General features: G+C 47.4%; 20 protein-coding genes. 19 read left to right on the plus strand and 1 reads right to left on the minus strand.

What is annotated here, in order from left to right; genetic code table 11:
* The first annotated feature begins 2 nt into the window (after window positions 1-2).
* From A4V09_RS20885 to A4V09_RS20920, 8 genes are all read left to right on the plus strand, one after another.
* The gene (locus A4V09_RS20885) at window positions 3-674 is read left to right on the plus strand and encodes a ribulose-phosphate 3-epimerase (RefSeq protein ID WP_065544015.1); all 672 of its coding nucleotides are present in this window, start codon (window positions 3-5) and stop codon (window positions 672-674) included.
* A gap of 5 nt (window positions 675-679) precedes the next feature.
* Window positions 680-1,405 carry an L-ribulose-5-phosphate 4-epimerase AraD gene (araD, locus tag A4V09_RS20890; protein ID WP_157766989.1) on the plus strand — a complete coding sequence of 242 codons (726 nt, stop codon included), beginning with the start codon at window positions 680-682 and terminating at the stop codon, window positions 1,403-1,405.
* A 22-nt stretch (window positions 1,406-1,427) separates the two neighbouring features.
* Window positions 1,428-2,273, plus strand: coding sequence for a triose-phosphate isomerase (locus A4V09_RS20895; RefSeq protein ID WP_065544017.1), 846 nt, complete (start codon window positions 1,428-1,430; stop codon window positions 2,271-2,273).
* Window positions 2,270-3,721, plus strand: coding sequence for a lactate racemase domain-containing protein (locus A4V09_RS20900; RefSeq protein ID WP_065544018.1), 1,452 nt, complete (start codon window positions 2,270-2,272; stop codon window positions 3,719-3,721). The genes A4V09_RS20895 and A4V09_RS20900 overlap by 4 nt, the downstream gene beginning before the upstream one ends.
* Window positions 3,722-4,206: 485 nt before the next feature.
* On the plus strand, window positions 4,207-4,611 hold the full coding sequence (locus A4V09_RS20905; protein WP_065544019.1) for a DUF4430 domain-containing protein: 405 nt from the start codon (window positions 4,207-4,209) through the stop codon (window positions 4,609-4,611).
* 21 nt (window positions 4,612-4,632) lie between these two features.
* On the plus strand, window positions 4,633-5,148 hold the full coding sequence (locus A4V09_RS20910; protein WP_065544020.1) for a hypothetical protein: 516 nt from the start codon (window positions 4,633-4,635) through the stop codon (window positions 5,146-5,148).
* Window positions 5,149-5,279: 131 nt separating this feature from the next.
* Window positions 5,280-6,509 carry an amidohydrolase gene (locus tag A4V09_RS20915; RefSeq protein WP_065544021.1) on the plus strand — a complete coding sequence of 410 codons (1,230 nt, stop codon included), beginning with the start codon at window positions 5,280-5,282 and terminating at the stop codon, window positions 6,507-6,509.
* Between the two features lie 91 nt (window positions 6,510-6,600).
* Window positions 6,601-7,992 (plus strand): glutamate synthase-related protein, encoded by a 1,392-nt coding sequence (locus A4V09_RS20920; protein ID WP_065544022.1) that lies wholly within the window; start codon window positions 6,601-6,603, stop codon window positions 7,990-7,992.
* Window positions 7,993-8,042: 50 nt separating this feature from the next.
* Here the strand turns inward: A4V09_RS20920 and A4V09_RS20925 are convergent, their stop codons facing one another.
* Window positions 8,043-9,413, minus strand: a complete 1,371-nt coding sequence (locus A4V09_RS20925) for an MATE family efflux transporter (RefSeq protein ID WP_065544023.1) — start codon at window positions 9,411-9,413, stop codon at window positions 8,043-8,045.
* Window positions 9,414-9,713: 300 nt separating this feature from the next.
* Here A4V09_RS20925 and A4V09_RS20930 point away from each other — a divergent pair, with 300 nt between their 5' ends.
* From A4V09_RS20930 to A4V09_RS20975, 11 genes are all read left to right on the plus strand, one after another.
* Window positions 9,714-10,532, plus strand: a complete 819-nt coding sequence (locus tag A4V09_RS20930; protein ID WP_065544024.1) for a histidine racemase CntK family protein — start codon at window positions 9,714-9,716, stop codon at window positions 10,530-10,532.
* A gap of 51 nt (window positions 10,533-10,583) precedes the next feature.
* Window positions 10,584-11,270, plus strand: a complete 687-nt coding sequence (locus A4V09_RS20935) for a hypothetical protein (protein WP_065544025.1) — start codon at window positions 10,584-10,586, stop codon at window positions 11,268-11,270.
* A gap of 204 nt (window positions 11,271-11,474) precedes the next feature.
* Window positions 11,475-12,761 carry an ABC transporter substrate-binding protein gene (locus tag A4V09_RS20940; protein ID WP_157766990.1) on the plus strand — a complete coding sequence of 429 codons (1,287 nt, stop codon included), beginning with the start codon at window positions 11,475-11,477 and terminating at the stop codon, window positions 12,759-12,761.
* 71 nt (window positions 12,762-12,832) lie between these two features.
* A complete protein-coding gene (locus A4V09_RS24695; RefSeq protein WP_157123537.1) occupies window positions 12,833-12,973 on the plus strand; it encodes a hypothetical protein in 141 nt (46 codons plus the stop codon).
* A gap of 24 nt (window positions 12,974-12,997) precedes the next feature.
* The gene (locus tag A4V09_RS20945) at window positions 12,998-13,879 is read left to right on the plus strand and encodes a carbohydrate ABC transporter permease (protein ID WP_065544027.1); all 882 of its coding nucleotides are present in this window, start codon (window positions 12,998-13,000) and stop codon (window positions 13,877-13,879) included.
* Between the two features lie 15 nt (window positions 13,880-13,894).
* Window positions 13,895-14,731, plus strand: a complete 837-nt coding sequence (locus A4V09_RS20950) for a carbohydrate ABC transporter permease (RefSeq protein WP_065544028.1) — start codon at window positions 13,895-13,897, stop codon at window positions 14,729-14,731.
* A gap of 32 nt (window positions 14,732-14,763) precedes the next feature.
* Window positions 14,764-15,597 (plus strand): response regulator transcription factor, encoded by an 834-nt coding sequence (locus A4V09_RS20955; RefSeq protein ID WP_065544029.1) that lies wholly within the window; start codon window positions 14,764-14,766, stop codon window positions 15,595-15,597.
* Between the two features lie 57 nt (window positions 15,598-15,654).
* Window positions 15,655-17,415, plus strand: a complete 1,761-nt coding sequence (locus tag A4V09_RS20960) for a cache domain-containing sensor histidine kinase (RefSeq protein ID WP_065544030.1) — start codon at window positions 15,655-15,657, stop codon at window positions 17,413-17,415.
* Entirely contained in the window at window positions 17,416-19,473 is a 2,058-nt protein-coding gene (locus A4V09_RS20965) for a beta-galactosidase (protein WP_065544031.1), read from the plus strand.
* Window positions 19,474-19,500: 27 nt separating this feature from the next.
* The gene (locus A4V09_RS20970) at window positions 19,501-19,899 is read left to right on the plus strand and encodes an alpha-galactosidase (protein WP_330396586.1); all 399 of its coding nucleotides are present in this window, start codon (window positions 19,501-19,503) and stop codon (window positions 19,897-19,899) included.
* Window positions 19,900-20,064: 165 nt separating this feature from the next.
* On the plus strand, window positions 20,065-20,367 hold the full coding sequence (locus A4V09_RS20975) for an HPr family phosphocarrier protein (RefSeq protein WP_242963882.1): 303 nt from the start codon (window positions 20,065-20,067) through the stop codon (window positions 20,365-20,367).
* The last annotated feature ends 62 nt before the right edge of the window (window positions 20,368-20,429 follow it).

Consider the following 20,429-nt stretch of genomic DNA (forward strand, 5'->3'; position numbering starts at 1 on the left):
GAATGTATCATATTGCGCCGACTTTGCTGTGCGCAGACCTTTTTCAAATGAGGGAAAGCATGGATATTCTGGACCGGATGGGAATCGACTGGTTTCATATAGATGTAATGGATGGGAGTTTTGTGCCGAATTTTGCCTTTGGTACGGATTTCCTTAGACAGATGACCGCAGTGGGGAAAAGCCCCTTTTATTTACATCTAATGGTCACCAGACCGGAGGAATACGTGGATTTATATGCAGAGGCCGGGGTGGAATATTATTGTTTTCATTATGAGGCGGTCAAGAACCCGTTTCGGCTGTGCCAAAAAATCAGGGTACAGGGCATGAAACCGGCCATTGCATTGAATCCGGCTGCGCCGATCCATGTTCTGCGGGATTTGATCCCTTATTTGGATGCAGTGACACTTATGTCAGTGGAACCCGGATTCTCAGGACAGAATTTTATGGATTTTACATACCGCAGGATTGGAGCGTTAAGGGCAATGGCAAAAGGACATAAGCTTTTGATCGAGGTTGACGGCGGCATAGATAATGAGATTGCAAAGAAATGTATAGATGCGGGCTGTGATGTTGTGGTAGGAGGATATTTTACACTGTTTCAGAAGGGAAAGTCAATAGAGGATAATTATGAGGCATTTCAGAGGGCTGTAGAAGGATGCCGGACCGGGGGATGAGTAGTATGGAACTAAAAGAGTTGAAACAGATGGTGGTGGAGGCAAATAAAGAACTGCCTCGCCGTAAACTGGTCAAATATTCCTGGGGGAATGTGAGTGCAGCGGACAGGGAAAGGGGTATTATCATCATAAAACCTGTTGGAGTGCCCTATGAAAATCTGACAGAGGAAAATATCAGTGTTGTGACAAAGGATGGAAAAATACTGGGGGAATCCTGGGCGCCATCTGTGGATTTGGATATTCACAGGGCCATCTATGAGAATTTCCCCGGTGTCAATGCCATTGTCCATACACATTCCACTTATGCAACAATTCTGGCTCAGCTCAGACTCCCGTTAGCCTGCTTTGGGACCACACATGCAGACTATTTTGCAGGCGATGTTCCCTGCGTCAGGGAGCTGGAGGAGAAAGAGATCCTTGACAGGTACGAATGGAATACAGGGATGACAATTGTGGACTACTTTAAAGAGAACCATATTTCTCCGGAGGATATTCCGGCCGCCCTAACACCTGGGCACGGTCCGTTTACATGGGGAGAGGATGTGTGGGACGCTGTCCACAAATCCGTTGTGCTGGAAGAGATAAGCAAAATGGCGGTTCATATGCTGTGCATAGATAAAAACGTACAACCTCTGAAACGAGCCGTGGCCCACAGACATTATAACAGAAAACATGGGGCTGATGCAGCTTTCACAAAAGATGATCACGGGCACGGGATGATACAGAGATAGAAGGAATGGGGGGATTCAAAAAATGAAGTATATATTTGCAAACTTAAAACGGTTCGATATACCAAAGGAACTGGATGGGATTAATGGTTTAGCCCCGGTCAGTAAGTGGGGAAGCTGTCTGACCGAGCAGATACGGGAGACTATGGATCAATATGCTGCCCAGGCAGAAATTGGAATTTTTTATCCGGAAGCCTATCTTCTTCAGGCAGCGGAGGCGAAAGGGGCAGAGGATAAGTGGAAGATAGGGGTGCAGGGTATTTACCGGAAGGATACAGAAAAGGAAGGAAACTTTGGCGCATTTACCACTAACAGGACAGCTAAAAGTGTGAAAGCCATGGGATGTGAATACGTTTTGATCGGACACTGTGAGGAGCGCATGGACAAGGCCGGGATTCTGGCAGAGGCGGGAGTGGTGGATCCGAAAGCTGTGAACAGGCTTTTAAACGAAGAAGTTTCCTGTGCGGTAAAGGCAGGTCTCTCTGTCTTGTATTGCGTGGGGGAGACTGAGGAGGAACAGGACAGATGGCAGGAGGTTATAGGGCAGCAGCTAGATGTGGGGCTGTATCAAGTGAATCTGTCAGGGATCGCCGTGGCTTATGAACCTCTTTGGGCAATAGGACCCGGGAAGCCCGTTCCGGATGCTGATTATATTACTAAGGTGGCTGAATTTATTAAATTACGCACTGGAGGCTGTCCGGTAATATATGGGGGTGGACTGAAGGAGGAAAATGCCCGTATGCTGGCAGAGATCCCGTGCGTGGACGGGGGCCTGATCGGACTTACGAATTTCAGCGGTGAGATCGGATTTTATCCGGAGGGATTTGCCGCTATCATAGAAAAATATCTGGGGGAAGGTGATGTGGTATGAAACTGGATTTTGAATATGGCACCGGCACCATGCCGGCTGATCTGCCGGATGAACTGACGGATGTTTTTATTCCGGGCATAACGGTCTCTGATCCTGCCTGCATTTCCAGGAACCAACTGGTAAATAAGACAAGGGAATCTATTTTAAACCCCATAGGAATGCCGCCGCTTTCGGAACTGGCCGGCAAAGGAAGTACCGTGACAATAACAATTCCGGATATTGTAAAAGGGGGCTGCCAGCCAACCTCACATAGAAAACTGTCTGTTAAGCTGATTTTGGAAGAATTATATAAGGCTGGTGTGGAGAAGAAAGATATTCTTTTGATATTTTCCAATGGCCTGCATCCCAGAACAAACAAAAAGGAGATGCGGCAGATTCTGGGGGATGAACTTTTTCATGAATTTTACTATTCCCATCAGATCATCAGCCATGACAGCGAGGACTACGAACATCTGGTTGATCTGGGCTGCACGGAACGGGGCGACAGAGTTCTTATGAATAAATACGTCTATGATTCTGACATCCCCATATTGATCGGGCACACCCAGGGGAACCCTTATGGCGGATATTCCGGGGGATATAAGCACTGCGCCACGGGAATTACACACTGGAGAAGCATTGCGTCACATCATATCCCTGATGTGATGCACGGAAGTGATTTTACACCTGTCAATAACCATTCGCTCATGAGAACAAAGTTCGATGAGATTGGAATGCATATGGAAAAATGTATGGGTAAGAAATTTTTCTGCTGCGATGCTGTTTTGGATACCATATCCCGGCAAATAGAAATCAACAGCGGGTATGCAAAAGAAATGCAGCCACTCTCCTGGCAGACTGCTGACAGAAGGACATATGTGCCCTGGGCGGAAAAGAAATATGATGTGATGGTATTTGGCATGCCTCAGGATTTTCATTACGGGGATGGCATGGGGACAAATCCAATTCAGATGATGCAGGCTTTATCGGCACAGGTCGTCCGTCATAAGAGAGTCATGAGCGACAACTGTGTGATCCTATGTTCATCCACCTGCAACGGCTATTTTCACGATGAGCGCTGGCCCTATCTGCGGAAGCTCTATGAAATGTTCCAGCATGATCATATGAATATACTTCCTGATATGGATAAGTACGGTGAGTATTTTGCTACGGATGAGGAATATATAAGGAAATACCGTTTTGCCGGCGCGTTTCACCCTTATCATGGGTTTTCTATGATGAGCTGCGGCCATATAGCAGAGATGAATACATCTGCCATATATATTGTGGGGGCGCAGGAGCCTGGAATCGCAAGGGGAATGGGATTGAAGACCCGGGCCACATTTGAGGAGGCACTGGAGGATGCCATGAAGAAATATGTAGGGGATAAGCCGAATATCCTGGCTTTGCCGCTGGCGTTTAAGAGGGCTTCGGTTCATCTTTGTATGAAGGGAAATAAAGAAATATAAAAGTCATTTTGAGGATAAGTATAAAATACAGCCTTTTTGATAAATACCTGTTGCGTATTATCAAAAGGGCTATATGATTTTAGTCAGACATGGGAATTCATGGATGAAAAGAATCGGAGCTGTATCCTGAAACACGGTTTGACACCATTTCCCCCATGTGATAATATGAAGTTAATGTAAGCAGCGGACAGGATGCAAAGAATGCTGCCAAATAAAATAACGCAATCTGCCGTAAGGGGAATCAGGTGTGAATCCTGAGCGATGTGGTCACTGTAATTAGGATCAAAGTCCTATAAGCCAGAATACCTTGCGCCGGATGGAATGAAGCTTCCGTACAAAGCCATGCATTCCGGACTCTCTATAAGCACATATATAGATTCGGAAACAGGTCGGCAGTGGAAAGCCGGCCTGTTTTTTATTGTGAAACTGGCTTCGGTGCGGAAATCCTGAAACCGGGAATTGTTTTACAAAGGAAGGAGTAGAACATGAAGGAGAAAAGCAGCAATAAAAAAGTGATCATAGGAGCCGCCGCCCTTGTTTTGGTATGCGTAGCCCTGCTCCTGGTTTACAAGAACTTTATGCCAAAAGGTACAGAGGGTGCAAAAACGATCACTGTAAAAGTAGTACATGGGGACAGCAGTGAAAAAGATTTTGAGTATAAAACTGACGAGGCATATTTGGGAGCTGTGATCCAGGACAACAAGCTGGTGAAAGGGGAAGAAGGAGAGTACGGGCTTTTCATAACATCAGTGGACGGCGAGAAAGCAGATGAATCCAAACAGCAGTGGTGGTGTCTTACAAAAGGCGGGGAGCAGGTGAATACATCGGCAGATCAGACGCCCATAGAGGACGGGGACACTTTTGAACTGACTTTGACCGAAGGTTATTGATTGAAAGGATGCGGGGTACCAATGAAAACAAGGTCTCTGGTTATATTGGCAATGCTGACAGCCATATTGTTCGCAGGTCAGGTGTGTATGGCTGTGTTTCCCAATATTGAAATCGTCACATTGCTGGTGATCCTGTATACACAGGTGTACAGGAAAAGGGTTTTCTTTATTATTTATGCATTTGCACTGCTGGAAGGTGTTTTTTACGGCTTTGGCATCTGGTGGTTCAACTATCTGTACATCTGGAGCATCCTGGCTTTGATCGTGATGTTTGTACGCAGTGAGTCTCCGGTTGTATGGAGCATTATATCCGGCGCGTATGGGCTGGCATTTGGCTTTTTGTGTTCCCTGCCGTATTTCATGTCAGGCGGCTTAGGCGGAGGCATGGCTTACTGGGTATCGGGCATGTACTTTGATGTGGTGCACTGTGTGGCCAATGTGATCATATGCCTGGCATTATATAAACCGCTGCACTTTATTTTAAGGAAGCTTGAGCATGTGCCGGCAAACGTATCAGCAGGTGCGCAAATGAGATAGGAAATGGAAACAGGATGTACATTCCTCTTTTTGGTGGATATGTAGACATCCTGTTTTTTTTATCACGAAGAATATGAAAAGCGTCCTCTGCGGATACTAAAAAAATCAGATATCTGCAAAGGAGGCAAAATATGCTTATTATAAACGGGAAAATACTGACAATGACCGGAAAACCGGTGGAATGCGGATATGTACGAACAGAAGGGAAAGTTATCACAGAGGTGGGAACCATGTCGGCTCTGGATAAAAGACATAAAGGAGAAGAGGTCCTGGACGTAGACGGTGCCTGGGTAATGCCCGGGCTGATCGAAGCTCACGCCCATATTGGGATTTGCGAGGAAAAATGGGGTGCTATAGGAGATGACTGCAATGAGCAGACAGACCCCGTGACCCCGGCTCTGCGCGCTGTGGATGCCGTAAATGCCATGGACCCGGCCTTTCATGACGCCATCAAAGCGGGGATCACCTCCGTCATGACCGGACCGGGTAGTGCCAATGTAGTGGGCGGACAGTTTGTATTTATGAAAACACAGGGCAGATGTGTGGACAATATGACAGTCCTTTTTCCGGCGGCCATGAAGGCCGCATTGGGGGAAAATCCCAAGACCATTTACGGGGACCAGGGAAAATGTCCGGCTACCAGAATGGGGGCGGCAGCATTGCTGCGCAGGACATTGCTGGAAGCTGTACAATACCGGAAAGACAAGGAAAGGGGCAGGCTGGACAGGGAAGACTTTGATAAGGAACCGTGGATGCCTGTGCTCCAGCGGGTGATTCCCATGAAGGTACATGCACACCGGGCGGATGATATACTGACAGCTATCCGTATAGCAAAAGAATTCAATATAGATATAACCATAGACCACGGTACAGAGGCACATTTGGTGGTGGACGAGGTAAAAGCATCGGGATTCCCGGTGATCGTAGGAACCGACCTGACCTCGCGCTCCAAACTGGAGATACAGAACATGAATTTTAAGACCAATAAGATCCTGGCTGAGGCGGGGGTGCTCATTGCAGTGACCACAGACCACCCGGTGGCACTGATCCAATATCTGCCCCTGTGTGCCGGGCTGGCTGTGAAAGAGGGACTTCCCATGGAGGAGGGACTGAAAGCTATTACCATAAATCCAGCAAAAATTTGCCGTGTGGATCAGAGAGTGGGCACCCTGGAAGCCGGAAAGGATGCAGATATTGCCATTTTCACAGGAAATCCCATGGAAGTTTTCACCAAAACGCTCTATACCATTATTGACGGGCAGATTATCTATAACGGTATGAAGGATGATGATGAATTTACACTTCCGCCGTTAAACGCAGGAATAGATAATCCCAAAGCCGTACATGCAGAGAATGAGTAGAATTCTGCAGGCCGCTGTGGTAAGATGAAGTTATAAACCACAGGCCGCAGGTTCTGCCTGCAGGGCCGCAGATACAAAGGAGGATATAAGTGTGGCAAAATACAAATGCAGTGTGTGCGGGTATATTTTTGAAGAGACAGAAAGTGAAAAGTTTGAGGATTTAAAGCAGTGTCCTGTATGTAAACATCCGGCGTCGGTATTTGTGTGTATTGAGGAGGAAACGGAGGCCCAGGCACCGGAGGATACCCAAGATAAAAGCTCCCTTGATTATCCGCCGGAATATGTGCGCCGTGATTCCGCCTGCCGCTATATGGCAGAAATCCACCAGATGGCAGTCACAGGTAAACCGATCATTGAGGCCATGGGTACACAGAGGAAGATGCCGTGCTGGGATGATATCCTGATAATGGGGGCCCAGCTGAATCCCCCGCCTCTTATGGAGCACGAAACGGTGAGTACCACTACGGTGATTGGAAAACATGCAGAAAAACCAATGGTTCTGGACATGCCGGTCTACATCTCCCATATGTCATTCGGAGCCATGTCAAAGGAAATGAAGACAGCCCTGGCAAAAGGCAGTGCCATGGCGAAGACTGCCATGTGCAGCGGTGAGGGAGGTATCCTGCCGGAGGAAAAAGCGGCTGCATACAAGTACATATTTGAATATGTTCCAAATCGTTACAGTGTCACACCTGAAAATCTCTCCACAGCGGATGCTATTGAAATAAAAATCGGACAGGGCACAAAACCGGGAATGGGCGGCCACCTGCCGGGAGAGAAAGTGACACCTGAGATCGCGGCCATCAGAAACAAACCTCTGGGCCAGGATGTGATCAGTCCTTCCAAATTTCCTGATGTCAATTCAAAGGAAGATTTAAAAGAACTGGTAGACCAGTTAAGGATGGCGTCCGGCGGTCGTCCCATAGGAATAAAAATTGCGGCGGGCAGGATTGAGAAGGATTTAGAGTACTGTGTGTTCGCGGCACCTGACTTTATAACAATTGACGGGCGGGGCGGCGCCACAGGAGCCAGCCCCAAACTGGTCCGGGATTCTACCAGCGTACCATCCATTTATGCCCTCCACAGAGCCAGAAAATATCTGGACAGCGTGGGAGCAGAGATTGACCTAGTGATCACAGGGGGTCTGCGTGTCTCTTCGGACTTTGCCAAGGCCATTGCCATGGGAGCTGATGCGGTTGCGGTTGCATCGGCAGCTCTGATTGCAGCAGCGTGCCAGCAGTACCGCATTTGCGGATCCGGCCAGTGTCCGGTTGGCGCAGCCACACAGGATCCGGAGCTGAGGGAACGTTTGAAAGTGGATGCAGCAGCAAAAAGGACTGCCAATTTCCTGAACTGCAGCAAGGAGGAACTGAAAACCTTTGCAAGGATCACAGGGCATAAAGACGTGCATGAAATGCAGGTGGATGATTTATGTACCATCAGCCGGGAAATATCTGAGTTTACAGACATAGCACATGCCTAATACAAAACACCGCGGGGTGCCAGGAAACAGAGGACAGCCCCGCGGCTTTTTTAATTCTCTTCGCTGGGAAGAGAACGGTAAAACTTCTTCTGCCGTATAAAATAATAGATAATAAACAGTACAGCCGTAAGCGCCCAGGAGATGGGGTAACTCATGAGTATGCTCTGGATCCCCGGAATATGGGGCACAACCGCAAAAATCCAGAATATCCGCAGCAGGCAGACACCCCCGCATGTCATGATCATTGGAATCAGCACATCTCCCATGCCGCGGAGGGCACTGGAGAGGATTTCAATGAAGATAAACAGCACATAACTGGGTGCGATCACCTGGATGATCTTCATGCCCACCTTGATAACCTCAGGGTCCTGGGTGAACATGCGGAAAATATAACTGCCAAACAGCAGAAACATGGCACTTACCAGTATGGATGCAATAAAGTCCATAAACAGACAGACAAATACACTTCTCTTCATACGTGCGTATTTTCCGGCCCCGTAATTCTGCCCCACGAATGTGGTGATAGCAATGGAAAAGGCACCGGATATCATCCAGTAAATGGCGTCCATTTTGCCAAAGGCCGTGTAAGCAGCCATGGTATCTGTCCCCAGATTGTTCAGGGAAGTCTGTATAATCATATTTGAGATATTATACATAACAGACTGAATACCGGCAGGAAGACCGATGGTGATAATGGATTTGAGCAGGAACTTGTGGAATCGGATACTCTTGGTTTCCAGCAAATACATGTCTCCGGGCTGCATCAGGGCCCGCACGACCAGGATGGCACTGACTGCCTGGGCGATCAAGGTGGCGATGGCAGCACCCTCTACACCCAGATCAAGTCCCACAACCAGCAGAACATCAAGAAAAATATTAATAAAACAGCATACGATCAGATAGTAAAGGGGGCGTTTGGAATCCCCGACTGCTCTCAGGATCGCAGAGCCTACATTGTAAATAAATACAAAGACGATCCCTCCAAAATATATACGCAGATAAGAGGCAGAACCGGCCATTACATTTTCCGGTGTGTGCATCAGCCGCAGCATAAAAGAAGTCAGGAGCAGTCCGAGGACAGTAATGATGACACTTCCCACGATGGAAAGGGCTGCTGCTGTGTGCAGGGTGGCATTCAGGTCTTTTTTGTTTCTGGCCCCAAAGTATCTGGCAATGATAACCGTGGCACCGGAGGAAAGCCCCACAAAAAATCCCACAACCAGGTTGATGATCTGGCCGGAGGAACCGCCCACGCAGGCCAGGGCTTCCTTGCCCACAAACCGGCCTACCACGATGGCATCGGCTGTGTTGTATAGCTGCTGGAATAAGGTGCCCAGCATAATGGGAAAGAAAAACAGGAGAATCTGTTTCCAGATGACTCCCTCTGTGATCTGATTTTGACCGGATTGCTTTGTACTCATCATGTTCCCCCCTGTTTATCGTGTGTTCATATCGAAAAAAAAGCACATAAGATATGCTGCCTTATGCCCTATATATACATATATAACACAGTTCTTCGAGAAAGTCGATAAGTTAAAATAGTTTTATATATTTTAATGGATCGTAATGGTTCCCTACCTCACAGTCACACGGTTTAGAAAGGCACCTTGCAGGGCGTATTGCTGTACAAAAAATACACTTTAAATTTACTGTGAACAGTAACCGTTTTGTGGTATGATATAGGCAGAAAAATTTTGTTTGGGGTAAGACTGGAGGAACTTATGAAAGTAAAAATACGTGTAGCTAACCCTGCAGGGAATATCACAATTTTTGTCATGACGCCTCTTGACAGAAGCCGGTACGCGGAAGCTGCCAATCAGCTTTTAAAACAGAGGGAATATAAGGCGGAACAGGTGGGGTTCATGGAGGAGATGAGGAACGGCGCCTGCCGGATGCAGATGATGGGCGGAGAATTCTGCGGAAATGCCACAAGGAGTTTCGGATATCTGAAAAGCCTTCTGAGCCCGGATCATCCCAAACTTGTGGAGGTGGATGTGAGCGGCGCGGATTCCCCCTTGAAGGTTGAGGTGGATCTGGAGGCGGGCACCAGCCGCACCACCATGCCGCTTCCACGGAAGATGGTGAGTCTTTTGGTGCCTGGCCAGGGAAGCTGTCCTATGGTCTGCTTTGAGGGTATCAGCCACATTATTGTGAAAGGACCAAGAAGAAGTGATGCGTTTGTGCAGACTGTGCTGAAGGCGGCTAAGGAACAGGAAACATGCGATGCATACGGTATCATGTTTCTGGAACCCAGCGGGGACGGTATGGAGAAATGTTACCGGATGACACCGGTTGTATATGTGGACAAGACAGATTCTCTGGTGTGGGAATCAAGCTGTGGCAGCGGGAGTATGGCATGCGCGGCTTATTTGGCGGATAAAAAGGAAGACGGGACTTATATTTATATTTTAAAACAGCCGGACGGGCTGATTGAAGCATCCGTGATCCGCCGGGAAGGGAAAACAGCAGAGTGCAGAATGGGCGGTAAGGTTTCCATTTCTGATGAACTGGAAGCAGAGATTCTGTGCCGTGCAGAATAAAACGGTGGGACAGAAGTTTATGTAAAAGGAAGAAGAAAGGTTGACATAAATATGCAGAGAAGCAGTTTACATAATCCATATCCAGTAATTGAAAAGGACGGCACCCTTTCCTTTGGCGGCAATCAGGCCTGGTCAGATTCTGCTGTTATGAGGAAATGTGGGTGCGGTGTGATAGGCGGGACAGATTTATTGTTGTATTTAAGTTTACATAAAGATATCTGCCGGACGGAATTATTTCAGGAAGCCTATTTGGAAAACGGTATTCTTGAACTGCCGGAGTATTTGAATTATGTAAACTATATGAGGAAAAGGTATCTGCCGGTCATCCCTTATTTCGGTATGGCGGGGTGGATGCTGGTGCTGGGGCTGAATCGTTATTTCAGGCATGAACGAATCAGGCTCAGGGCAGCATTCGGGGTATTTCCAAGGAATCTATGGGTGCGGATCAGTGCCATGCTGGCACATGATATCCCGGTGATTCTCTTGGTGGGGCCTAATTTTCCTTTCGTATGGGGGAAGCATAGGCTGGATATGTACCATCGGTCAGCGGGGGGAGAGTATTCCCCTTCCTGCCAGATAAAGGCACATTTTGTCACTGTGACAGGTATGGACGAGACCTGGATGCGGGTTTCCTCCTGGGGAAAGGAATATTATATCAACAGGCAGGAGTATTACAATTATGTGAGGAAACACAGTAGTTTTCTGATCAGTAATATCTGCTATATTAAGAGCAGATAGTAGGGGACTGCTGGAAGGGTTCATCATATTTGGGAATTATCGCGGGCGGCGGATGTGACGCTTGGTGATAATTCCCTTTTGTTTTATGCGCTGCGGGTTAATGGTGGTCAAAATATCAAACATTTTTGGTAGGAAAGGTACCTGTTCCGTCATAATGACATGAGTTACAATGGTTTCATCAAAAAGATCACGGAGGAAATAAAAATGAGAAAGAAAACAGTAGCTATGTTGCTTACAGCGGCAATGACCTGCGGCATGCTGGCAGGGTGCGGCGGCCAGGGGGACAGCAGTAAAGAGGCTTCCGGCGATACCTTGACCGTTATGTGTGTGGGGACAGAGGCAGATACTTATATTGATGCCTACAACTCCATTGCTGAGAAGTTTTCAGAGGATAACGAGTATGGCGTAAAGGTAAAGATTGATTTCTATGAAAATGAACAGTATAAGACAAAGCTGACTACCCTGATGGCCTCAAACGCAGTGCCAGACGTGTTTTTTACCTGGGAATTGTCCTATCTGCAGCCGTTTGTGGAGGGAGGTAAGGTAACGGATATCACCTCATATCTGGAGAAGGATGCAGAGTGGAAGGACAGTTTTGCAGACGGAACCCTGGATCTGCTGTCATATGACGGTAAGAATTATGGAATTCCCACCCAGAAATCACTGTGTGTTATGTTTTATAACAAAAAGATATTTGAGGAAAACGGAGTCCGGGTGCCCTCTACATATGATGAGTTTCTGAGCGTGTGTGACACCCTGAAAAGTAACGGGGTGACTCCTATGGCTATGTGCGGGACAGATGCCTGGATCCCTGCGCAGTTTGTGCAGCAGATAGCGGGAGGAATGGCGGGGGATAAACTATTCCAGGATATTTGTAACGGAAGTGAAAAGTGGAATAATGAAACGCATGTAAAGGCAGCTGAGGAAGTGAAGAAAATGGCAGATGCAGGGTATTTTCAGGATGGATATATCGGCATGGGGCCGGAGGAGTCAACAGATTTATTTACCAATGGAAAATCCGCCATGTATTTTATGGGAGCGTGGGATGCGGATAAGATCCAGAAGAGCGGTATAGGTGAAGATGCGGGGGCGCTTGTGTTGCCGGCTTATGATGCGCAGTATAATAATATTTCGGTGGGGTCTGTGGATACCAGCTTTGCCGTTTCAGAGACTTGTAAAAATAAGGATGCGGCTGTGGCGTTTTTGAAATTCTGGACTTCCCAGGAAATGGAGGAAATGCTGTTGTATGAAAACGGCAGGATCCCGGCAGATAATTTTGAACTGGATACCAGTAAGCTGACACCGCTTATGGGGGAGGTGCTGACGATCTCCAATGAGCAGGTAGGACTGACTCCCTGGTGGGATAGACAGTTTGGTGCTGGAGAAGGGGTTGAGTTTAATAATACTTGTGTTTCTGTGCTTGGGGGGGAGGATGCGAAGACGGCGTTTGATGGGCTGCAGCAGTTTGCGGAGGATAATGCGGATAGGTAATTGATGGACGGCTGAAGGGGACGGCTGAAAGGACGGGGAAGGAAGGGGATATAGGAGGTGGCTGCGGTAGGATGCAGTGGGAGGAAAGGGATATAGGAGGTGGCTGCGGTAGGATGCAGTGGGAGGAAAGGGATATAGGAGGTGTCTGCGGTAGGATGCAGTGGGAGGAAAGGGATATAGAGGTTGGCTGTGGTAGGACGCGGATGGATTGAGTTTGGGTTGGCGAGGTAGATGAGATGAATAAGGTTTTAGGGAATAAGAGGAGTATTGCGGTTTTTGTGCTGCCGGCTTTTTTGATTTATGCGGTTTTTGTGTTGGTGCCTATTGGGTATAATGTGTATGTTAGTTTCCTGCAGACGGATTTGATGAGTCCCAGCAGGTTTGTGGGGTTTAAGAATTATGTAAACCTGTTTCGGGACTCTACTTTTACCGGGGCTTTGAGGAATAATATTTTGATGGTGATTGGGTCGCTGATCGCGCATTTGCCGTTGGCGCTGTTGTTTGGAAATATTTTGTTTCAGAAGATTAAGGGGAGCCATTTTTTTCAGACGGTGTTTTTTTTGCCGAGTGTTATCTGCGGGGTGGCTGTGGGGCTGACCTGGACGTTTGTGTATAACTCGGAGTTTGGGCTGCTCAATAAGTTTTTGGAAGTGATCGGTCTGGAGAGTCTGCAGCATGTGTGGCTGTCGGATAAAAATCTGGCACTGTTTTGTATCATTGTGGTTGTTATGTGGCAGTTTGTCGGGTATCACATGATCATTCAGCTTGCGGCTATGAAAAATATCCCGGCCTCTTATTATGAGGCGGCGGAGATTGACGGGGCCAGTAAATGGGTGCAGTTTAAGAGTATTACCTTTCCATTGATCAAGCCTATTTTGAAGGTGGATGCGGTACTGATCATTACAGGTTCTCTAAAATATTATGATTTGATCGCGGTTATGACCGGAGGCGGGCCAAATCATGCCACGGAACTTATGTCAACCTATATGTTTTATCAGGGATTCAGGACGCTGAAGTATGGGTATTCCGCAGGGATTGGTGTGATCCTGCTGATCTTATGTATGTGTTCTGTGCTGCTGTCAAATCTGGTGTTCCGTTCGGAACCTGTTGAATTTTAGGAGGAGGGCGGAAAGATGAAAGTATCGGCAAAGGATAAGGTTTTTCTTGTATTGAAATATGTTGTGCTGGGGATTTTTACCGTTCTGTGTCTTTATCCTCTTTTGTGGCTGTTTTTGAGTTCCTTTAAGACCAATACGGAACTGTACGCCAATCCCTGGGGGCTGCCGGAGCAGTTCAGGCTGGATAATTATATCCAGGCCATAACAGAGGGGCACATTTTGCAATATTTCGGCAACTCTGTTATGATTGCAGTATCGGCCGTTTTGGTGGCAGTTGTGTTAAGCAGCATGGTGTCTTACGCCATCACAAGAATGCAGTGGAGGCTGTCTAAGCTGACGCTGAATGTATTTTTACTGGGGATGATGATCCCGGTGTATGCCATGGTGGTTCCCTTGTTTTCCATGTTTAACAGGATGGGCCTTTTGAATACACATTTGGCGGTTATCATACCGCATATTGCCATGGCTTTTCCAATGGCAATTTTTATAATGACAGGATTTATGGGGTCTCTTCCCAAGGAGATGGAGGAGGCAGCGGTTATGGATGGGTGTAATATCTACCAGATATTTTTTAAGATCATTATGCCTATTTCAAAATCGTCGGTTGTGACAGTGGCGGTTGTGACTTTTATTAATATATGGAATGACTTGCTGCTTCCGCAGATTTTCCTGACGGATGCTTCCAAGATGACGCTTCCGGTGGGGCTGACAGAATTCCAGGGTCAGTATGCAACGAATTATGTGGCGGAGATCGCAGCAGTGATCATAACCATAATACCAAGTATTATTGTGTACATATGGCTTCACAAGCACATTATGGAGGGCATGGTAGCCGGGGCGGTCAAGGGATAGAATGAATTTTCAGACATTCCAGAGGAGGAGACATGAATTTACTGGTTGCAGATGATGAGATGGCGATTCGGAGGGGGATGTTGTCCCTTCCATGGACAAGTATTGGCATTGAGGAAGTATATGAGGCGGAAAATGGCCTGCAGGCAAAGGATATCCTGCGGCAAAAACGGGTGGACATTATGATCAGCGATATTAAAATGCCCGGACTTACGGGACTAGAGCTGGCCGAGTATGTGAAGGAGTATGACCTGGACGCGGCAGTGATACTTCTGACAGGATTTTCTGACTTTTCCTATGCCCAGAAGGCAATCAGAAATGAAGTTTTTGACTATATGCTAAAGCCGCTGCGGCCTAAGGATATTCTGGAAACCGTGTCAGGTGTTATGAAGCGGCTGGAGCAGAGACGCTATCAGAAAAATGTAGTGCGCAGGTATGAGACCGACGCGGACAGCGTGGATCTGGGTGACCAGATACGGCATCATTTCAGAGGCATCAATACACAATGTATGGACATCCTGCAGGATATGGCCCAGAGCTTTACGCAGGATATCACATTGAATTCCATTGCGGATACCTATCATTTTTCACCTGCGTATCTCTCCAGAATGATCAAGAAGGAGACAGGGTACTCTTTCAGCGAGATCTTAAACAGTATGCGTCTTGCAGAGGCAGTGTGGCTGCTCAGGGAAGACAATGTGAAAATCGGGCTGCTGTGTGAAAAATCAGGGTTTCGGGATGCCAGATATTTCAGCCAGGTGTTCAAAAAAGCGTTTGGATGCAGTCCGGGCGAATTTAGAAAAAATGCCGGACAGCAGAAAAATCACAGTATTAAGAGCATACTGGAGCTGATTCAGGAGAAGAAATGAGTTACTCTTTGGCAGGTCTGCGCAGCTTGTAAGTGCAGGGGTATCCGGGGGCATGTGATGACAGAAAAAAGAAAACGGAGGCTGAGGATCACGGGGATCCGAAAAAAGATGCTGTTCGTATTTGCTGTCCTTATTACAATAACGGGTGCGGGCATCTCTGTTTTTTCCGCGGCGGTTTTCAGGCAGGGATACGGTAAGATTTCCAGAGTGTATCTCCAGGATGTAACACAGCAGACCACCAACAATCTTGAAAATATGATCCAGACCATAGAGGACATTAATATTCAGATCCTCTCCAGCGCTGTGATTCAGGAGCAGCTGGAGATTGTAAACGGGCAGGAGATGGAGCCTTACAGTATGAGGAATATCAGTAAAATCGTGGAGCGGGAGCTGGAGACAAACGCCTTGTTCAGTTCAGATGTTGTATCACTGAGTGTTTTCTCAAAAAGCGGTCTGGAGTTTTCCGTTAAAAAGATCACAGGGCGCGGGACTGACCTTGCTTTTTTGGAGGGAGAGATTTATAAGGCCAATGGGACCACCCTTTGGGGACTGGTGGGACCTGACAAGGATATCTGCATTGCTAAGGCAATTCTGGACCTGACCACTATGAAGCCTATCGGATATATTAATATTGTTTACGAGAGGGAGTATTTCGGTGACATTGTAAAGGATAATTCCACAGAATACTCGGGCGCGTCTTATGTGGTGGACCGGGATGGGATCATAGTTGTCACCAACCATGAAAAATATCTGGGCACCCGGTTTCCCGTGGCCATCGAGGCACTGAGGGAAACGGACACATCCAGATATGATATATTAAATAATACAAATTCCTTCTATTATGTGGGAAACGAGATGCCAAATGGCTGGACCCTGGTGGAAGCGGTATCGGTAAAGGAGTTCTATAAAAATACATACAGGGTCATAGGGCTGACAGGCATTTTTCTTCTGGGGATTTTGATCCTGAGTTTTTTCTCTATCAATATGGCCACAAAGCATATTGCCAGGCCCACCCAGGACCTGCTGGAGAGTATGAAGCTGTTCGGAAAAGGAAACCTCTTTCACAGGGTGGAGGTAAAGACCACGGATGAGATTGGTCAGATAGGAAGCGAATACAACCGTATGGCCGAAAATATAGAGACTCTGATTGAAAAGGTCTACAAGATGGAGATCACCCAGAAGCAGGCGGAGATAGATTTTTTATGTATGCAGATCAATCCGCACTTTCTCTATAATACACTGGATACCATTAGCTGGATGGCTATTATGCAGGGAAACCTGGATATTTCGGAGATGACCATATCCCTGGCGGATTTACTCAGAGCCATGATCAAGAAGGACCGGTTTGTCACAGTGGAGGAGGAGATGAAGACCGTGAAGGATTATCTTCTGATACAGGGACAGCGGTTCGGGGATAAAATATCTGTCCTTTATGATGTGGATGAACAGGCTTATCCCTGTCAGGTTCCCAATTTCATTCTTCAGCCGCTGATCGAAAACGCCATCATTCACGGGCTGGAACCAAAGCTGGAAAAAGGGATGCTCCGTGTGCGGATCAAGCTGGAAAAGGACACAGTAGTGTTCTGCATAGCGGATGACGGCGTGGGCATGAGCCGGGAAGAAATCCGGGAACTCTATGAAAAATGTGAGATGAATGAGACCAATCAAAATATAGGGCTTAAAAATGTTTACCGCAGACTTATCCTGTGTTATGGTGAAAGCAGCAGGCTTCATATAGAGAGTGAGAAGCACAGGGGAACGAAAATTAATTTTATTCTGCCCATGATGATCAAGGGGCAGCACAAGGAGGAAAACTGAATGAGAAATGCGCAGAATTTCAAATGGGACGGCCTGTCTCTTGGAACTTGTTATTATCCGGAGCACTGGGACCAAAACCTGTGGAGGGAAGACCTTCAAAGAATGAAGGAAAATGGTATTTTCACCATACGGATCGGGGAGTTTGCGTGGAGTAAAATAGAACCGAGAGAAGGGGAATTTACCTTTGGATTTTTTGATTCATTCCTTGATGTGGCTGAGGAGGAAGGGATGAAAGTCATATTCGGCACCCCCACGGCCACACCGCCGGCCTGGCTGACCCGGAAGTATCCGGAAGTCCTGAACTGCCGTCTGGACGGTACGCCTTTCAGGCATGGGATGAGAAGACATTATAATTATAACTCTCCGGTCTATCAGAAGCTGTGTGCTGTTATTGTGGAAAAAGCGGCGGAACATTATGGACAGCGACCCTGTATTGTGGGATGGCAGATCGACAATGAGATGAACTGCGAGGTGGATGTCTTCTATTCAGAGAGTGATACGGCAGCGTTCCGGATATTCCTGAAGGAAAAATATCAGACCCTTGACGCCCTCAACCAGGCCTGGGGGACGGTGTTCTGGAATCAGACGTATACAGAGTGGGAGGAGATTTACGTGCCGCGGCCTACGGTACATGACTCCACCAATCCCCATCAGGTGCTGGACTACACACGCTTTGTATCGGAAAGCGCAGTCCGGTTCTGCAGACTGCAGAGTGACATTATCAGGAAATATAAAAAACCGCAGGATTTTATCACCACAAACGGCATGTTTGGGAATCTGGACAATCATAAGATGCAGGATGAATGCCTGGATGTATATACTTATGACTCCTATCCCAATTTTGCGTACTGTCTGTGTGAGGATCCGAAACATTCCGATGACCTGAACGACAGGAAATGGAGCAGAAATCTGGCGGAGGTGCGGTCTATCTGCCCCCATTTCGGCATTATGGAACAGCAGTCCGGGGCCAACGGATGGAATACCCGCATGGAGGCCCCGGCTCCCAAGCCCGGACAGATGATGCTCTGGGCCATGCAGAGTATTGCCCATGGGGCAGATTATGTGAGCTTTTTCCGCTGGAGGACCGCTGTCATGGGAACCGAAATCTACTGGCATGGAATCCTGGATTATGACAACAGGGATAACCGGAAGCTGTCTGAGCTGAACAGGATATGGAAACGAACAGAGGCCATAAATGAGATGGCAGGGGCCAAGTATCAGGCAGCTTTTGGACTTGTGCGGGATTACGACAATATCTGGGATGCACAGCTGGATGCCTGGCATATGCGGTTTGCCAAGAAGAGTGAAAAGGAAATATTTACGGCATCACAGATAAACCATACGCCTATGGATATGGTATATCTCCTGGAAGGGACAGATGTGGAAGAGCTGCTTGCATATCCGGTGCTTATTTACCCTCATCCCCTGATCCTTACAGAGAGAAGAGCAGAGGTCCTGAAACAGTATGTGGAGGCAGGCGGATGCCTGATCCTGGGATGCAGAACAGGGCAGAAGGATGAGACGGGAAAATGTGTGATGCAGCCAATGCCGGGTCTGCTCCTGCCCCTGACACAGACGGATGTGAAAGAATACACGTTTGTGGGTCCGGCGGATGACGCCGTTTACATGGAGTGGGAAGATAAACAGGTAGAAACAGGGCTGTTTAATGATATCCTGGCAGTCACAGGTCCGGATGCCAGGGTACTGGCAAAATACAGCTCCAACTATTACGAAGGCCGCCCTGCATTGGTGGAGACAGCCTGGGGCAAGGGCAAGGTCCTGCATTTTGGCGGTACCTTTACCCGGGATAATGTAAAAGAATTTTTGGATCATACAGGGGTGCTGAAACCTTTTGAGGAACTGGCAGAAGTACCAAAAGCCTGTGAGACCGCCATGAGGGTGAAAGAGGGCAGAAAATATCTCTTTGTCCTGAATTATGACAAGGAGCCTCAGAAAATCGTACTCAAAGTACCTGTAATGGACATGGATACAAAAGATGAAGTGCAGGGAAGCGTAATGCTGAATGCATATGGGACCAAGGTTTACCGAATCTTTTAACTTTTTGTCCTGCTTTACCAGTAAATAATATCTGTCCGCTTTTGCAGCCATTTAAAACGTAAAAGAGCAAAACGTGTCTATGACAGAAGCCGTTATCAGCTGGACTTCCGCAACCCTCAGGTGCGTGCCCATGCCACGGAGGTCATAGACCGGGTGGTAAATGAGTATGGTGTGGGTTATATCAAAATGGACTACAACATTGAACCGGGTATTGGCACAGAAGTAGATGCGGACAGTTATGGGGACGGACTTCTGGGGCATAACCGGGCATATCTGGAATGGCTGGACGGCATTTTTGAAAAGTATCCTGACCTTATTATTGAAAACTGTTCCTCCGGCGGCCTGCGTATGGATTACGCTATGCTGTCCAGGTACCGGAGAATGCGGAGTGCGGATTTCATTGGAATAAAGAGGCAGGTAGCCTGACGGTTGAACTGCCGGGAAGGGTAAGTGCCAGGATTTTTGAACTTAGATATTGATAGTATGTAGCGGATAGAAAATCTAAAGAAAATACACATTGCTATTTTTTTGACTTTGTTATATTCTTATAATTACCGCCGAGGACAACCCACTCCAGAGTCGTAAGCGGAAATGGAGATACCAGGCAGAGCCGCATATGACCCTGCAGGGGAGGAGAAAAAGACAGAGGATAAAGGAGGAACCGGCATGTGTGAGAGGACCGTTCGCTTCAGTGAGATCAATGAAATTAAGGAGTTTGTGAGCGCGGCATGCCGATGTAAATTTGACATCGACGTTGTCAGCGGCAGAATCGTGATTGACGCCAAATCTATTCTGGGTATGCTGAGCCTGAACTGGGATGAGGAGCTTCGTGTGGTTTATGAAGAGCAGGACCCCCAGTTTGAGAACGTTTTACAAAAATATATGACCAGTTGAACAAGAAACCCGTCTTTGGATGCCATGGCATTTGCACAGACGGGTTTTTTGTACAGCTATTT

The organism is Blautia pseudococcoides, assembly GCF_001689125.2.
In the GTDB taxonomy this organism is placed as follows: Bacteria; Bacillota; Clostridia; order Lachnospirales; family Lachnospiraceae; genus Blautia; species Blautia pseudococcoides.

Coding starts and splice junctions, on each gene's coding strand:
- A4V09_RS20885 (WP_065544015.1), top strand. CDS start 3: ATGTATCATATTGCGCCGACTTTGCTGTGCGCAGACCTTTTTCAAATG.
- araD (WP_157766989.1), top strand. CDS start 680: ATGGAACTAAAAGAGTTGAAACAGATGGTGGTGGAGGCAAATAAAGAA.
- A4V09_RS20895 (WP_065544017.1), top strand. CDS start 1,428: ATGAAGTATATATTTGCAAACTTAAAACGGTTCGATATACCAAAGGAA.
- A4V09_RS20900 (WP_065544018.1), top strand. CDS start 2,270: ATGAAACTGGATTTTGAATATGGCACCGGCACCATGCCGGCTGATCTG.
- A4V09_RS20905 (WP_065544019.1), top strand. CDS start 4,207: ATGAAGGAGAAAAGCAGCAATAAAAAAGTGATCATAGGAGCCGCCGCC.
- A4V09_RS20910 (WP_065544020.1), top strand. CDS start 4,633: ATGAAAACAAGGTCTCTGGTTATATTGGCAATGCTGACAGCCATATTG.
- A4V09_RS20915 (WP_065544021.1), top strand. CDS start 5,280: ATGCTTATTATAAACGGGAAAATACTGACAATGACCGGAAAACCGGTG.
- A4V09_RS20925 (WP_065544023.1), bottom strand. CDS start 9,413: ATGAGTACAAAGCAATCCGGTCAAAATCAGATCACAGAGGGAGTCATC.
- A4V09_RS20930 (WP_065544024.1), top strand. CDS start 9,714: ATGAAAGTAAAAATACGTGTAGCTAACCCTGCAGGGAATATCACAATT.
- A4V09_RS20935 (WP_065544025.1), top strand. CDS start 10,584: ATGCAGAGAAGCAGTTTACATAATCCATATCCAGTAATTGAAAAGGAC.
- A4V09_RS20940 (WP_157766990.1), top strand. CDS start 11,475: ATGAGAAAGAAAACAGTAGCTATGTTGCTTACAGCGGCAATGACCTGC.
- A4V09_RS24695 (WP_157123537.1), top strand. CDS start 12,833: ATGCAGTGGGAGGAAAGGGATATAGGAGGTGGCTGCGGTAGGATGCAG.
- A4V09_RS20945 (WP_065544027.1), top strand. CDS start 12,998: ATGAATAAGGTTTTAGGGAATAAGAGGAGTATTGCGGTTTTTGTGCTG.
- A4V09_RS20950 (WP_065544028.1), top strand. CDS start 13,895: ATGAAAGTATCGGCAAAGGATAAGGTTTTTCTTGTATTGAAATATGTT.
- A4V09_RS20955 (WP_065544029.1), top strand. CDS start 14,764: ATGAATTTACTGGTTGCAGATGATGAGATGGCGATTCGGAGGGGGATG.
- A4V09_RS20960 (WP_065544030.1), top strand. CDS start 15,655: ATGACAGAAAAAAGAAAACGGAGGCTGAGGATCACGGGGATCCGAAAA.
- A4V09_RS20965 (WP_065544031.1), top strand. CDS start 17,416: ATGAGAAATGCGCAGAATTTCAAATGGGACGGCCTGTCTCTTGGAACT.
- A4V09_RS20975 (WP_242963882.1), top strand. CDS start 20,065: ATGGAGATACCAGGCAGAGCCGCATATGACCCTGCAGGGGAGGAGAAA.